This is a genomic window from Candidatus Binataceae bacterium (assembly GCA_035308025.1).
Lineage (GTDB): Bacteria > Desulfobacterota > Binatia > Binatales > Binataceae > JAJPHI01.
Genome location: DATGHL010000014.1, coordinates 41822 through 56860 on the forward strand (window position 1 = coordinate 41822; position 15039 = coordinate 56860).

The window sequence follows — 15039 nt, forward strand, 5'->3', positions numbered from 1 at the left end:
GGCGCGAGGCTCACGCTCGCGGTGGTGTCACTTTCGCCGGAGTGCCGGGCGGAAACGCACTCGCCCTCCGCGGGCGCGGTTTGAAATTGACGCGATCCAGCAGACGAAAGTACTGGTTGCGCAGATTCTCGCACATCCACAGAAGCGCGAGCCCAACCGTGATGCCGATCGCCGTGAACAGTTCAATCAGCCAATGCCCGAACCGCAGTTGCTCGACCCGAAATGGCTCCTGACTCTCATTCATTTGCTCTGAAGTCACAATTCAAGGCTATGGCGTAGGGGCCTCGACTGCAAGAGCCCGCACTCGGCGGGTCCGCAGATGCGACATCGGGGCGAATTAATCAGGCTCGATGCACCGCCGGTGTCAATGAAGGTTCGCAATTTCAGCCGACGAGATCTTCAATTGGATAAGGTCTTGGCGATCGGCAGTTTCTTGGCGTCGCTTCCAACTTTTGGCGCTGCGGTCGAGAGGCTGAATGTAAACAAGAATTCCTTTTCACGGGTCGTCGCACGCGATTTTTGCTTTATCGATGAAGGTTTCGGCACAACCGCGGTATTGCGAGCGCCAATCCGAAGAAACTGAGACCGGCTGGTACAGGCATCGAGCTTGCTCCGACTCGCGTCGCTCGATGTGTTCGGCGTTTGCAACCAGACGCTGCGGCCTCGGTTACTGCGGCTATTCGCCGGACCAGATGGCTTGAGACGCGCATCGACTGGCGATCTATGTCTGAGCAGATAATCAGAGCCTTACTGATCGAGGATGATGCGGCCAAGGCCCGATTCGTGCGCGAGACGATGGCCCGCGCGGAGGGCTTCGAGCTCGAATCGATTGATCAACTGGGCGAGGGCCTGATCCGCCTGCAGCAGCCGGGGGTAGACGTCGTACTGCTCGATCTCGCGCTGGCGGACGCGCCTGGTCTGGAGGCGCTACGCTCGGTGAATGAGGCCGCGTCGCGGATTCCGATTGTGGCGCTCAGCGCGTCGGACGACCGCGCTCAGGAGCGCGACGCGGTGAAGTTCGGCGCCGAGGACGATCTGGTGATGGGCGCGTTCACTTCCGACCTGCCCGCGCGCTCGATTCGTCACGCGATCGATCGCCGGCAGGCGCGCGATGCAATCGCCCAAACGCGCGATTCCGCGTTGGAATCCGCTCGTCTGCGCGGGGATTCGGCGCGGTTGTGCCAGGTGATTACTAATCTGGTCGGCAACGCGGTGGGGTACCCTCTGCGAGATTTCGACTAGCGCGGCTGAGACCATGGTCGCCCTGACTACCGCCGCCGCCGGAAATCATCCGTATGACATCATTCTGATCGAAATGCAGAATCCCTCGATTGACGGCTTCACGCTGGCCCGCGCGATCAAGGCCGACGGCCGCCTCGCCCGGACGCGGCTTATAGGTACGTACGCGCTCGGCGCGCGTCCCGATGAAAACTCGATACGACCCGCCGGGATTCGCGGCCTGTTGGTCAAACCGATCAAACAGACGCAGCTCTTTAACACTTTGAATGTGACTATGGCTGCGATTGAGGAAGCCGCCAGCGGAAACGAGGCCAGCGGCTCCGGGCGCACGCGCCGGCGCCGCGTCAGCGAACTCAAGAGCACGTTGCCCGACGAGCTGCGCGCGCGCATCCGTATCCTGCTGGTCGAGGACAACGCGGTGAACCAGCAGGTCCAACTACGGATGCTCGAGCGGATCGGTTTTGCCGCGACGCCGGTGAACCACGGCGGCGAGGCGCTCGCCGCGCTCGCAGAACGCGCCTACTCGATCATCCTGATGGACTGCCAGATGCCCGAGATGGATGGGTACACGGCGACGCGCGAGATCCGTCGCCGTGAGGGCAACGGCCGCCACAGCATAATCATCGGGGTCACTGCACATGCACTCGCGGGCGATCGCGCAGAATGCCTTGCCGCGGGCATGGACGATTACGTCTCGAAACCGATCGTTCCCGAAGACCTTGCGGCCACCCTCGATAAGTGGGCCAGATTCCTCAGCGCCGGCGTCTCCCCGTCAACCCCAGCCGCCGGTATGGCGAGAATCCTGACAATGGAAGTTCTGGATCCGGAGAAACTCGCGGAATTGCGCGAGTGCCAGCGGCCCGGCGAAACCGACTTCGTCAATAATCTGCTCAACGTCTTTGTCTGCGATCTGAGCGTGCGCCTGCAGACCATCCGGGCGGCGCTCGACCGCGGCGACCTCAAGGCCGTGCGCGACGCCGCGCATTCCTTGAAGGGGGCGTCCCGTGAACTAGGCGCGCGCCGTCTGGCCGCAGTCTGCGATCAGGTTGAGCGCAGCGCGGGAGCCGACGGGCGTGCCGCTATTCAGCCTCTGTTAAAGGACCTCGATCGCGAAGCTAATTCTCTGCGGGACGCGCTGGAAGCGCAATTAACCGCCGCTTCGGCGTAGACCTCAGCACGAAAAGCTGAACTGGATTGGTTGCGGGGAGAGGATTTGAACCTCTGACCTCCGGGTTATGAGCCCGGCGAGCTACCAGACTGCTCCACCCCGCCCGCGCATAGTAACGATCGCGTCACACACGGGTCAACACAGTCCGGATTGGCAGAAGGATGATGCGGCAGTGCGCCGCTAATCCGCCAGCACGCGGATATTGCACTCGCGATGATGCTTCCCGAACTCATGCAACTCGCGCTCGATCGCGTTCGCATTCGGCGGTAGTTCGGTGAGCATCAGCTTGCGCGCCGCCGCCGGATCGATCCCATCGGCCTCGACCGAGAGGTTGTGATCGTCGCACATGATGAAGGCCATTTGTCAGCGCTCTCCTTTGTCTGCCCGCCGGTTTGTGCTACCTCGATAACGAATCTCGCGAATTCTCAGGAGCTTACGGATCATGAGCCTCAAGGGGAAGGCCGCAGCGATCGGCATCGCCGAACTGAAACCGTGGAAAGAGCCGCCTGCCGGCGTTACGCCGCTCAAGCTGATGTTCCAGCTTACCGCCGAGGTTTTGGCCGACGCGGGACTCGAAAAGCGCGACCTCGACGGACTGCTGGTCGGGATGCCCTTTGCCGATCCCGGGATGATCTACCCGGCCAGCCTCGCTGAGGTCTTGGGGATCAACCCGCGGATGCTGAACGTCGTCGATATCGGCGGGGCGAGTGCCGCGGGCATGATCTGGCGGGCCGCGGCCGCGATCGACGCCGGGATGTGCAGCGCCGTGCTCTGCATCGTTGCCGACCTCAACAAAATGGGCGACCAGAAGGTTCCGGTGATCTCGGTCCAGCGCGAATTCGAGGCCCCTTACGGCAATATCGGCGCGAACTGCGGCTACGCGATGATCGCCAATCGTCATATGCATGAATACGGCACGACGCCGTCGCAGATGGCGAAGGTCGCCGTGGATCAACGGAAAAGCGCCGTCAAGAATCCGCTCGCGGCTTTCGGTGACAAACTCATCACGATCGACGACGTGCTCAACTCGCGGATGATCGTCGATCCGCTCCATCTGTTCGAGATCGTCAGTCCGTGCAGCGGCGGCTCGGCCGTGATTATCGCCTCGCCGGAGGTCGCCAAACGCGCGAAGCGTCCGCCGATCTGGCTGCTCGGCGCCGGCGAGTACGCCAATCACGCCTCGATCACCTACGCTCCTTCGCTTACGGATTCGCCGATCAAGCCGGCCGCCGACGCCGCTTTCAAGATGGCCGGGGTCGAACGCAAGGACATCGACCTGGTGTGTCCCTACGATTGCTACACGATCACGGTGCTGGTGACGCTCGAGGATGCGGGCTTCTGCAAAAAGGGTCAGGGCGGCCCGTTCGCGATGGAGCATGATCTTTCGTTTGCCGGCGATTTTCCGTGCAACACGCACGGCGGCCAGCTTTCCTTCGGCCAGCCCGGGCTCGGCGGCGGGATGAGCCATGTGACCGAGGCCATCCGCCAACTGATGGGCCGCGGCGAAGGGCGGCAAGTCAAGGACGCAACGCTCGCTTACGTCAACGGCAACGGCGGCATCATGAGCGAGCAGGCCAGCCTCATCCTGGAGCGCCGATCATGAGCGCCTACGAGAAGCCGCTGCCGAAGCCGACGGCCACCAGCCGTCCGTTCTGGGACGCCGCCAAACGGCATGAGTTGCAGCTTCAGCGATGCGGCGGTTGCCGCGCCTTCATCTACTATCCCCGCGATCGCTGTCCGCATTGCCTGTCGGAGCAGCTCGAATGGCAGCCCGTCAGCGGCAAGGGGAAGGTGTATAGCTACACGACGGTGCGTCGCGCCTCGACCCGCTCGTTCTCCGACAAACCTTACGTGCTGGCGATTGTCGAACTCGACGAGGGTGTCCGCATGACGAGTAATATCGAAGCGCCGTCGGAGAGCGTCAAGATCGGGATGCCGGTGACGGTCTTTTTCGACGACGTCACGCCCGATCGTACACTGATCAAGTTCAAGCCAGCCTAGCGCTCACTGCGGCGTCCACATAGGCGCCGCACCGAAGAGGTGATCGACAACGCCCAGGTGATAAGCGAGAAACAGACCAAAACCCAGACTGAAAAACCCGGATGCGTTGATCAGGCCATGATGCAGCCACGCCATCCGCTGCGCGGCGAACATAAACGGCGCGGCAATCGCAGTAGTAATCAGCCCCATACTCACAATCGTCCCTAGACAGAAAATCGCGAGATAGAGTGTCGCCCACAGCGGCTGCGGGATTGCACTCAATACGAGCAAAGCGATCGCCGCGCTGCCCGCGAGGCCATGAACCAGACCGATTCCGAAGGAACGTAGCAACGGCCGTCGCACTGCGAGAACTGGGCGATCGAGTGCAGGATCCTCAAGGCTGTGACCGTGGTTCGATCGATCAGCGTCCAGTGTCGCGTCGCTGGAATCATGTCCATTGGGATCTGGATGATAGTGACTATGTCGATGGAGTTCGCCCTCGTCGATGTGGCTATGGGAATGTACGTCCATGGGCCGGGCGCCGGCGACCGCGGCTCCCCCGATGCGGCGCGCAACCTGGCGAACCGCACCTGCCGCGGCGCCGAGCCCGAGAAGAATCAAAACGATTGCCACTGCGAACTCCATCGCAAGGCCAATCCGCGTCGGGATCGCAATCTTGAAGACGATAATCGCAGCCCCCACCGCCAGCACGGTCAGAGTGTGGCCGAGGCCCCATATGAGGCCAATTCCCGTCGCCGTAGCCAGACGCCGCTCGCGACTTACGATCGTCGTCACCGCGATTACATGATCCGGATCGGTGGCGTGGCGCATTCCCAGAATCAGGCCCAACAACATCACGCTCAGCGGCGCAAGCGATCCTGCTATTCCAAAATTCATTTCAGTCCTTTTCGACGGTCTTCCGCTCGTGCCTTTTAGCTTCTAACGTGCAGGACTCCGGCCACGATCAGCGACTGGAGCGTCAAACCTACTCCGACGATCGTGATGACTGCTGATGAGGCCAATGGCAGCCAGCGCTCCGTCAACGGACCGCGGCCGCCAAAGCGGCTCATGAAGCGGCCGGCGTAAACCATCGCAAGGCCAAAAGTGATCAATACCGCGGCCAAGCCGGCGCTGAATGCGACAATCAGAAACAGCCCGAAGGCTACGCGATGAAACGCGAGCGCGGCGAGCAACACCACTAGCGCGGCCGGACATGGCACGATTCCGCCGGTGACTCCGAGTACAAATAGACTCTTGACGGAGAGCTTCTGTGATTCAAGCGCGAGTTCTAGTGTGCGAGGCTCATGCACATGCTGATGTCCGTGATGGTGACTATGGCCCTGATCGTGCGAACGGCTATGATCAGAATTATGCGAGTGAGTACTGCTCACATGTCCGCCCCACCAGGTGTGGCGATGCTCCAAACTCGGAGCATGATCGTGATCGGCCTCCGCATCAACACGATGCTCGTGTCCGTAACTGTGATCCGCGTGGTGACTATCGGTGGGTTCCGTAAGGTAGCGCCGCAGGAAGAGCGTCAAGCCCAGCCCTGCAACCAGCAAGCCCGACGCCGCGCCCAGCCACGGGTAGAGCTGCTCGGGCATGATCCACTGCGACGCGTACAGGGTGATGATCCCCAACGCATAGACCGATATCGTATGCGACGCAGTTACGATGCCGCCGAGAAAAACCGCGTGACGTGCGCCGCCGCGGGATCCGACCAGGTAGGCCGCCACCAGCGTTTTGCCGTGTCCCGGTTCGAGCGCGTGGAAACCCCCGAGTACCGCGGCAATCAGCGCCGCCATCAGAAGGAACGTGACATCTACCCGATTCGACTCGATCAAATCGGTAAAGGCGCTACGCGGGGTGCCCACCTTGTTGGCTGCGAGCTTGAGCCCGCCCGGCTCAGCTCCAGTGTCGAGCCAGCCCGCGTTACTTCCGCGATCCGCCAATTGCTCCGTTCCCGCCGGCGTCGCCGCGAAAGTCAAATCGGCGCTCAACACCTGCGGAGGGCTGTGCAGCATGTCAGTCGGATAGTTCGTGAGTTCAAGGCTGCGATCCTGCGAAGGGACTGAACTATGGTCTATGCGTGTGCCCGGTCCGCGGACTGCGACTATTTCTTTCCAGCCGGCATGATCGGGAAAGTTGCTATCCTGGTAGTGCAGTGCGAATGAGCCATCGACCAACCGATGATCCAAATGCGCCCAATAGACAAAACCCATTTTCATGGTCGGCAAGCCGCCGGCGCCTGGCGGAAAAAGCGCCTGCCGCGAAACGGTTTCAAGCACGAGCGGCGCACCGCCGACAGTCAGCGTCAACCCCTGCTTAAGGTTAGCGGACTGCGTCTTCAAATATCGCGCGACACCGGGATCGTCCACGCGCGGCACTATTCCACTTCGTTGCATCTCCTGGAAGGTCGGAATCTCCGCCATATCGATTATGTAATCGATTTGGACACGATCTGGGTCGGTGACAATCTTCGTGTAATGATTGACGCTGAAATTACCCATCGGATGGGCGAGGCTGAGTCGCGGCCAGGCGAGCAATACGAGCAGGATCGCGCTCGCGGCGCCGACCGCGCTAGCGCGAACCACTGGTTGCCTTTGCCGCATACTGCACCGTCGGGTCGCCGCCCAATGCCGCGTACTCGCGACTGGCGACGTTGTCGAGAATCGGCTGGAAGTGCGCATTGATCGTCATGGCCCGATCTAAATTCGCGCGCGCCTCGGTTTTATGCGCGAGCGCCGCGGATATCATTCCCGCGTGAAAATAGAGTCGCGCGTCGGTGGTGTTGAACCTTAATGCCGCGATTATGTGCGGGAGCGCCGCGTCCGCCTTACCGTCGCGATAGAGCGACCATGCCAGCGCGTCCTCGCCGTAGATATCGCGCCGGATCTGGTACTCGCCCACTGCCAGCGCGACGGCCTGCTGATGCTGCACGTCATGGTCCGCGTAGTAGTCAACCAGCACACGATTGTAGAGCACTTGATTAAGCTTGTTCAGACGCGCGATGAATTCGACCAGGTCATGTTGTTGTTTGGCGTCGCTGACGCGGCCCATCTCGGTGTAGACGTCGCCGAGGGCTGCGACGTATTGCGGCAGCGGAATGACGGCGATCGCGCGGCGATAGAAATCCGCAGCCTCATCCAGCTTACCTCGCGCCGCGCGGACCTGGCCGAGGATTGCCAGGGCGCGGTAGTAGTTCGGATAGGTCTTGAGCGAAGCGGCGCCTTGGGCGTCCGCATCATTCAGTTTGCCCATGCGGAAATAATCTTCCGCGAGCATCGCCTGCGCCCAGGCGATTCCCTCGAGAGGTTCGCCGGCCGCGATGCCGTCCGCGATTGCATGCCGCATATCTGCGATCGCGGTCTGGTCGTCGCCGCGCATCGTTTCGAGCCCCGAACGCCGGCTATACGAATAGAGGTCGGCTTTGAGTGCGATCATCTGCCCATAGGATCGCGCCGCCGGAGCGTATTCGCCGGTCTCGAGTTGCGCATCACCGAGGACGCCGTAGGCGTAGGAATCGTTCGGATCAAGCTTGATTGCGGTGTTGGCCGCCGTCGTCGCACCAGCAAAATCGTGCAGGGCATAAAGCACGAACGCCAGATGGCGATGAGCGGGCGCGAGCCGCGGTTGAAGCTTGATCGCCTCTCGCAGTGAATTGCCGGACAGATTGAAGTAAGTAATGTCTCCGGTCTGACGGCCCTTCTGACTATAGAGGTCGCCCAGTCGGTAATAGAGTTCCGCATCGGGATGTCGCTTCAGAACCGTTTGCAGAATCGTGATATCGCGGTCAATTTGCGCTGCTGGAGTCGGCGCTTGGGACTGCGTGCGTGCACTGCCCGAACTGAGAAGCGCCACGAGCAGGAACGCCAACACAATCTTGGGAATACTCAGACTGCTGAAACGATTGTTGGAGCTGGGTGTCATGGCTTTTTTGACAATGGTTATAGCTAATTGACTTGGTCGGCTAAGGCGGGACAACCGGAGCGGCTACGGCCGCCCGACTGCCCCGCGGTTAATGATTTAGGTGCCCGCCGGTCCACCATTAACCGGTACGCCGTTGCTACCCGGCACCGGACCGTTGGGAGAACCTGGGATTGGGGTCAACAGGTACGGGAACGCCACGTTGAAGAAGGTTTCGTCAAGGTATGCGCCGTCCGTAAACGGCAGGTTACCCGAGGGCGCCTGGCTCGGGGTGCCGAAGCCAAAGCCGCCTGGATTGATCAAGGCGCCCATAGCGACCTGCAGCGTGATGTCCACGACGTCGTCGCCGGGCCGCCGGCCGTTGGGATAGCCCGAGTCATCACCGCCGAGAGCGCCGAGCCGGCTCTGCAAGCCAAACGGTGTGACGGCAAACGCGGTATTGAGGCGCATCTCTTCAGAGGCTACGACATTGGGCGGCTGGTTTAGCCCGGACAGGCCCGTCAGAAAAACAGCCTCGAGATCCGCGCGCGGAAAGAGGGTCGGCGCCGTGACTGACGGGAAGAGGGCTTGGATCAGCGCCGGCGCGGTGGGATTTGTTACATAGGTCAGGAATTGTGGGTCGTCGATCGGCTGACTCGAATTCCACTTATCCTTGTCGGGGAGTCCGATAACCAGTTCGTTGACCAGAGGATTACCCAAACGCGAAACTTCGACAAATTTCTTGCTTAGCGTTTGCGTCAGCGTAGTAGCGCCTTTTTTGACCTTGGCCAGCACCGTCCGTTTTTCGGGCAAGCTCGCAGTAGTCCAGCCGCCGATGATCGGTTGCGTCGAGCTTTGCACGATGCAGGACGCCGGCACTTCGAGCTCGATCGAGGTGACGTTCTTGCCCGCCAGCGCGTCACTTGCTTCATTCGGCGCACCGGTCGGATTGCTGATATTGATCAGGTCAAAGGTCTCGCCGAGATTCACGACGAACGGATCCTTGCGTTGCCCCACGAACATCCTGCCCGGGGTACTGCAGTTCGGAATATTGACGTTGTATATGTACTGATCGGCGTAGGTCTCGTACGCGGCAGGCGAGCCAAAGGTCTTGTTGCCGATATTATCTGTCGGCTTGGTAAAGACCGTCGTACCGCCGACCACATTGGTCAGGAATGCGGTTTTGGGCTTTTTCTTGCCGTTATACGTGATCAACTGCACCGTGTAGGTCTCGACCACATTCGAGTTCGCGCTGTTGCCTGCGCTGATGCCGCCGATGTTGACCAGCGGCACCTCCACGTTCACGCCATTAATCGGCAGAGAAAGATTTTGAATCGTGTTGGTGAACTGGAAGCGAAAAGTGTATTCGGGGAGCGCGTCGCCGTCATTATCGATATTGATATCGTAGAGCGCCTCGGGATCCATGGTGTAATAATTCGGTCCGGCGAAGGGATCCTCGAGCGGCTGATAGTTGGCGATGATGTCTACCAGACCCTGACCGGCCTTGGCGGTCTCATAGCTGTTGAACATGTAAAAATCGGTGCCGTCGGTCTTCGGCATCGTCGTGATGAGCGGGGCCTCGCGATGGCTCGAGGCGGGAGCTCGGGCCGGCGCGCCTCCCACCGCCAAGCCTGTTAGTGCAATCAAACCCAAGACCTTGCCAATTCTCATAATCGACCCTCCTGATTTTGTGCGGCTGCCCTGATGCGGCAGCATCCCGGCCAGCTGATGACGAACCCCCGTGTTCGCCATCCCGCCGTTCGAGTCAGATACGCACGAGGCGTGGGATTGGATTTGCGGACTGCGGCACCCGGCGACGCAGTTTCAGGCCCCTGCAGCCGGGAAGCTGAGGCAGGCGGGAGACTCAGGAGGGATTGACGGGCTTATCGATCGCGGGAGGCTCAGCGTTGGCGGTCGGCTTGGTTTGCGCAGGCGGCTGAGTTTCAGGATTCATCTCGCGCTTGAAGTCGCGAATTGCGCGCCCCAGCGCCGATCCGACATCCCCCAGCTTGCTCGGACCGAAGATCACCAGAACTATCACCAGCAGCAACAGCAGATGCGACGGTGAGATTAAGTCTCCCATGCTCGTTTGACTCCGGATCAGTTCAGATTATTCCCGCGAAAGCCTTCGCGACGCTCAGCCTGAGGCTACCCCTAAGCGTGCGCGATTGCCATGGATTGACCGCTCTGAGGGAGATACCGCGGTATCATTCCGGCTTGGCGCGATCTCCGCGCCAGTCCATTATGCGCCGACCGATCGCCAATGCGCCGTCGGTAATACCAGGGAACAGCGCCGCAATCTTCTCACCGATTACGGCGCCCGGCGGAACGTCAACCTCAGTGAGGCCGAGGACGACCGCGGCGATCACCGCCCAGGTCACCCATTGCGCTGGCATCGCGAAGAATCCCGGTGCTCCGCTGAGCGAATCGCCGCCCGCGGTCCCCTGCGTCATCGGCGTGTCGATTAGACCCGGCATGACGAGTGAAACCTTGACGCCGCTGCCATAAAGCTCGACCCGCAGGGCTTCGGTCAGGCCCACTACCGCGAATTTTGACGCGCAGTAACCGCCGATCGGCGGCGTCCCGCGCCGCCCCGCGAGTGAAGCGATATTCACGATATTGCCCGTCCGGGCCGCGCGCATCGACGGGATTACCGCCTGCATCATATGCAGCGTTCCGAAGAGGTTTACGCTCATCATGCGTTCGAGCGATGCGGCCTCCATCGATTCGACCGGGCCCATCTCCATGATGCCAGCGGAGTTGATCAGCAGGTCGAGGTGGCCGAAGTGCGCGATCGCATGATCGACCGCATCACGGCATGGCTTGCGCTTCGTGACATCTGCGACGAGAACCAATGGCTGTGCGTGGCCCGCGGCGCCGATTTCATTCGCCAGCTCTTCGAGCAGCGGCCGACGCCGCGCCACGATTGCGACTTGTGCGCCGAGCGCGGCGAGACTCTGGCCGAGCTCGCGCCCGATGCCGCTCGAGGCCCCGGTGACCAACACCGTCCGGCCGCGAAAATAGCTCCCAACCAAAGCCTTGCGCAAAGTCTGAAAAGCGCTCACACGGGCCTCGGAAAAAATTCGCTGCTAGGCGTGCAAGCTGTTGCCGACACCCTCGACATCGTGACTCATGACAAGGAGATCATGCGGCCGCCCGTTGCGATCGGCCACCCAAGCCTGCAATAGCGCCTCGACCTGAAAGCCCAGCCGTTCGAAGGCCGCGCGCGCGCCGGCCTGGTCCGGGGTGAGCATCGCGGCCATCTTTTTGACCCCGCGCGCGCGCCCGATCTGGAAGACTTCCTCAGCCAGCCGCCGGCCCAGCCCGGCGCCGCGATACTTCGGGCCGAGGAGAACCCGAATTTCGCCGACGCGGCGCGTCCATTGCTTCTGATCGTGATGCAGGCTGGCGTAACCCGCGACCTCGCCATCGATCTCGGCGATCACCGTAACGGTGGCGCCGCTTTCGAGGTTGCGGATCCAATCATCGAGAGCGTCAGCGAGGGTAATGTCGGTGCGCAAAAACAACAGGTCATTGGGCGGCAGCGCGCGGGAAAATCTCAAGAGCACGGCTTTATCCACAGGCTCCATCAGGCGCAATGTCACGGCGCGGCCATCGGGCAGGGTCAATTGCTGTGGGCGATAGTCGGAGTTGAGGCCGCCGTGATTGCTCTTGGTCATTCAGTTCTTGAGCCGTCCGCAGCGTCGTGGATTCCGCGCGCGTCGGTCGAACGGACGCTGACAATAGCAATTTATTGCGGCCGCGTGAAATGATAGTTCGCAAGGCATAGCCGAGTAAGGAGTCTGCGACGTGCGCATAGCAAAACGATACAAAACCGCATCGCGGTTAGCGCTTCTGGTGACGATGCTGGCGGCCACGCGAGCCTTTGCCGGTGCGGAGCCTGCGCCCGTGAGGGAAGTGCGCGCGACGATCGCGCAGGCCTCGCCGGTCTTCGCGAATCAGGCGCTGCCGCCGGCGGAGCACGATCGGCAACTGCGCGCGATCGCGGAGCAGCACTTCGATTTTGCTTACATGTCAAAGTCCGCCTTGGGGACGCATTGGAAAGCGCTCACGCCGGCGCAGCGGACGGCGTTTGTGCCGCTGTTCGAGAGCTACGTGCTGGCGACCTATCTGACGACATTGCAGCAGAACACCGTCGAGGCGGCCTCGCATGGACTCAAGGACGAGGTCACTTACGACGATCCGACCACCGCGGCGGTGCACGGCGACGTTCATCTGGCGATGGTGCAGGAGCCGCTGCACGTGGACTACATGTTATGCAAAACCCCGGCGGGCTGGCGGCTTTTCGATATTGTTGTGGATAACGTCAGCACGCTGGGAAACTATCGCGAGCAATTCAACAAGATCATCAACGCCGACGGCTATGATCAACTGGTGCAGGGGTTGAAGGCCAAGCATCTGCCGGAAGTGAAATGAAGCAACAGTGCGGTTGTCTGTAACGCGATAGTTGTAAGCGATCGCGGTCTCAAAAGCTTTTAGCCATGGCGCATAATATGGGGAGGAGTTTAAATGTCAAGTACGGTGACGGGCGGATGCGCCTGTGGCGCAGTTCGCTATGAATTATTCGGGTGACCCGGGTTTTCATGGGCAACTGTCATTGCCGTGATTGTCAAAAGGACTACCGGCGGTGCTTATGGTCGCCGGCATTGGAGTGCCGAAAGCTGCGCTCAAGGTCACGGGCATAGTGAAGTGCATGGCTGCGGTGCGAAGGGGGCCGGGACGCGCGTACTGATAATTTTTCCGGGTGCGCTGGGCGACCTGATTTGCCTGATTCCGACGATCCGCGTGATTGCGTCGCGCCACGCGAGTGCTCAGATCGAGCTGATGGCGCGGCATGAGCTGGCGCGGTTCGTGGTCGAGCGGAGCGACCTCGCGCGGGCCCATTCGATCGATCGCGCGGAAGTGGCGCAACTGTTTGCGACGGGCGCGGAAGTCCCGACGGATGCGGAGAAGTTCTTTGGCGGCTTCGCGCGGATTTACTCATTTTTCGCAGCGGAAGATGCGCGCTTTCGCCGCAGGCTTTCGGCAATCGCGAAAGAGGTGAGCTTCCATCCGTTCGCGCCGCCGGGTGACGATCATGTCGCGAGGGGCTACCTGCGCTCGATTGCGGCGGCGGGCGCGCCCATGGATGCGTCGCTTGAGCCGACGCCGTACGATCGGATTGCGGCGGCGGCCCATTTGGAGCGGCTGGCGCTGGAACCGGATAGATTTATTCTGGTATTGCCGGGCAGCGGGAGCCGGTGGAAAAACTGGCCGGCCGAAAAATTCGCGGAGTTGGCGGAGCGCCTCTCGACGCGCATGTGCAGTCTGGTGATATTGGGGCCGGCCGAAAGCGGGCTGAAAAGCGCCTTTCACGATCGGCAGATCGCGACGCTCGATGCGCTCGAACTGGGTGAAGTGGCGGGTCTCGCAGAGTCGGCCCGCGCTTTTGTCGGCAACGATTCCGGCATCGCGCATCTGGCGGCTGCGGTGGGCGCGCCGGGTGTGGTGCTGTTCGGACTGACGCAGCCCGCCCGCTGGCGTCCTTTGGGCGCGGCGCGAGCGGTCTGGCGGGAACCGATCGCGAGTATAACCATCGACGAGGTAACCGCGGAATTGACGGAAATCATCGCGAAACCTCGGCCGGGCAGGCTGTGAGGGCGCCGGAATCATGATTAAATTAAGGTAGAAAGGTTCCTCAGAACGGCAGTTCTACCGCGCGCCTCAACTGCGGCGCGCCGGTAGCGAGGCGAAACGACGATGAAGATGCTCAAGACCACATTGCTGTTGGCGGCGCTGACCGGCCTGATTATGGCGATTGGCGGCCTGATGGGCGGGCGCGGCGGTCTCGCGATCGCGTTTGTATTTGCGATCGGGATGAATTTTTTCAGCTACTGGTTCTCGGACAAGATGGTGCTGCGGGCGTATGGCGCGCAACCGCTTGATGCCGCGAGCGCGCCGGAACTCTATGCGATCGTCAACGAACTGGCCCAATCGGCCAATATCCCGACTCCGCGTTTGTACATGATCGACAGCGACACGCCTAACGCCTTCGCCACGGGGCGCAATCCGCGCCACGCCGCGGTCGCGGTGACGCGCGGCATCATGCGCATCTGCAACCGCGAGGAGTTAAAGGGCGTGCTCGGGCATGAATTGTCGCACGTGCTCAATCGCGACATTCTGATCAGTTCGATCGCGGCGACGCTGGCAGGCGTCGTCATGATGATCGGCAGCATGGCGCGCTGGGGCGCGATGTTCGGCGGTTTGGGGGGGCGCGACGAGGGCGAGCGCGGCGGAATAATTGAGTTGCTGGTGATGGCGCTGCTGGCGCCATTCGCCGCGACGCTGATACAGCTCGCGATCTCGCGCACGCGCGAGTATCAGGCCGATGAAAGCGGCGCGCATCTGACGCATAATCCGCTGCTGCTGGCGAGCGCGCTGCGGAAGCTCGAGGTTTCCAACGAGCGGCTCCCGATGGCGGACGCGACGCCGGCGACGGCTCATCTGTTTATCGTGAATCCACTGAATGGCGGCATGATGTCGCGACTTTTCTCGACTCATCCGCCGATCGAAGAACGGATCAAGCGGCTCGAGGAGATGGCGCGTCATGGTTGAGCGTGGTGCGAGAGAATTTTAAGTTACGCCTTTCATTCTGCGAATTGAAAAATCCGGGATTCTTCGCTGCGGCAGCCTTCGCTCAGAATGACAAACGTAGCTTCATGCTCGTGAAAGTAGCAAGTTCATTC

16 protein-coding genes and 1 tRNA gene are annotated in these 15039 nt (G+C 61.2%); 7 read left to right on the forward strand and 10 right to left on the reverse strand.

Going from position 1 to position 15039, the window contains the following annotated elements; translation table 11 throughout:
* Positions 1 to 10 precede the first annotated feature (10 nt).
* Entirely contained in the window at positions 11 to 244 is a 234-nt protein-coding gene (locus tag VKS22_03985) for a hypothetical protein (protein ID HLW69763.1), read from the reverse strand.
* A gap of 479 nt (positions 245 to 723) precedes the next feature.
* Between VKS22_03985 and VKS22_03990 the strand changes: the two genes are divergently transcribed.
* Both VKS22_03990 and VKS22_03995 read left to right on the forward strand, forming a co-directional pair.
* On the forward strand, positions 724 to 1242 hold the full coding sequence (locus tag VKS22_03990) for a response regulator (GenBank protein HLW69764.1): 519 nt from the start codon (positions 724 to 726) through the stop codon (positions 1240 to 1242).
* Positions 1243 to 1255: 13 nt separating this feature from the next.
* Entirely contained in the window at positions 1256 to 2407 is a 1152-nt protein-coding gene (locus VKS22_03995; protein ID HLW69765.1) for a response regulator, read from the forward strand.
* Positions 2408 to 2434: 27 nt separating this feature from the next.
* Here the strand turns inward: VKS22_03995 and VKS22_04000 are convergent.
* Positions 2435 to 2511 (reverse strand) — tRNA-Met (locus VKS22_04000).
* A 76-nt stretch (positions 2512 to 2587) separates the two neighbouring features.
* Entirely contained in the window at positions 2588 to 2767 is a 180-nt protein-coding gene (locus tag VKS22_04005) for a hypothetical protein (protein ID HLW69766.1), read from the reverse strand.
* Between the two features lie 82 nt (positions 2768 to 2849).
* On the opposite strand from VKS22_04005, the gene VKS22_04010 reads away from it, so the two are divergent.
* Positions 2850 to 4010, forward strand: a complete 1161-nt coding sequence (locus VKS22_04010) for a thiolase family protein (GenBank protein ID HLW69767.1) — start codon at positions 2850 to 2852, stop codon at positions 4008 to 4010.
* Positions 4007 to 4408, forward strand: coding sequence for a Zn-ribbon domain-containing OB-fold protein (locus tag VKS22_04015; GenBank protein ID HLW69768.1), 402 nt, complete (start codon positions 4007 to 4009; stop codon positions 4406 to 4408). Before VKS22_04010 ends, VKS22_04015 begins: the two co-directional genes overlap by 4 nt.
* A 3-nt stretch (positions 4409 to 4411) precedes the next feature.
* Here the strand turns inward: VKS22_04015 and VKS22_04020 are convergent, their stop codons facing one another.
* The 7 genes from VKS22_04020 to VKS22_04050 all read right to left on the reverse strand — a co-directional run bounded on the left by VKS22_04020 (position 4412) and on the right by VKS22_04050 (position 11973).
* A complete protein-coding gene (locus VKS22_04020; GenBank protein ID HLW69769.1) occupies positions 4412 to 5284 on the reverse strand; it encodes a hypothetical protein in 873 nt (290 codons plus the stop codon).
* A 35-nt stretch (positions 5285 to 5319) separates the two neighbouring features.
* Positions 5320 to 6981 carry a sulfite exporter TauE/SafE family protein gene (locus tag VKS22_04025; GenBank protein ID HLW69770.1) on the reverse strand — a complete coding sequence of 554 codons (1662 nt, stop codon included), beginning with the start codon at positions 6979 to 6981 and terminating at the stop codon, positions 5320 to 5322.
* Complete coding sequence (locus VKS22_04030) at positions 6968 to 8317, reverse strand: tetratricopeptide repeat protein (protein HLW69771.1); 1350 nt, start codon at positions 8315 to 8317, stop codon at positions 6968 to 6970. Before VKS22_04030 ends, VKS22_04025 begins: the two co-directional genes overlap by 14 nt.
* 96 nt (positions 8318 to 8413) lie before the next feature.
* The gene (locus VKS22_04035) at positions 8414 to 9964 is read right to left on the reverse strand and encodes a DUF4331 domain-containing protein (protein HLW69772.1); all 1551 of its coding nucleotides are present in this window, start codon (positions 9962 to 9964) and stop codon (positions 8414 to 8416) included.
* Positions 9965 to 10157: 193 nt separating this feature from the next.
* Positions 10158 to 10376, reverse strand: coding sequence for a twin-arginine translocase TatA/TatE family subunit (locus VKS22_04040; GenBank protein HLW69773.1), 219 nt, complete (start codon positions 10374 to 10376; stop codon positions 10158 to 10160).
* 124 nt (positions 10377 to 10500) lie between these two features.
* Positions 10501 to 11358 (reverse strand): SDR family NAD(P)-dependent oxidoreductase, encoded by an 858-nt coding sequence (locus VKS22_04045; protein ID HLW69774.1) that lies wholly within the window; start codon positions 11356 to 11358, stop codon positions 10501 to 10503.
* Between the two features lie 24 nt (positions 11359 to 11382).
* Complete coding sequence (locus VKS22_04050) at positions 11383 to 11973, reverse strand: GNAT family N-acetyltransferase (protein ID HLW69775.1); 591 nt, start codon at positions 11971 to 11973, stop codon at positions 11383 to 11385.
* Between the two features lie 130 nt (positions 11974 to 12103).
* On the opposite strand from VKS22_04050, the gene VKS22_04055 reads away from it, so the two are divergent.
* The 3 genes from VKS22_04055 (at position 12104) to htpX (ending at position 14908) form a co-directional block, all read left to right on the forward strand.
* The gene (locus VKS22_04055) at positions 12104 to 12730 is read left to right on the forward strand and encodes an ABC transporter substrate-binding protein (protein HLW69776.1); all 627 of its coding nucleotides are present in this window, start codon (positions 12104 to 12106) and stop codon (positions 12728 to 12730) included.
* 273 nt (positions 12731 to 13003) lie between these two features.
* Complete coding sequence (locus VKS22_04060) at positions 13004 to 13951, forward strand: glycosyltransferase family 9 protein (protein HLW69777.1); 948 nt, start codon at positions 13004 to 13006, stop codon at positions 13949 to 13951.
* A 102-nt stretch (positions 13952 to 14053) separates the two neighbouring features.
* Positions 14054 to 14908 (forward strand): zinc metalloprotease HtpX, encoded by an 855-nt coding sequence (gene htpX, locus VKS22_04065; GenBank protein ID HLW69778.1) that lies wholly within the window; start codon positions 14054 to 14056, stop codon positions 14906 to 14908.
* Positions 14909 to 15039: the final 131 nt, after the last annotated feature.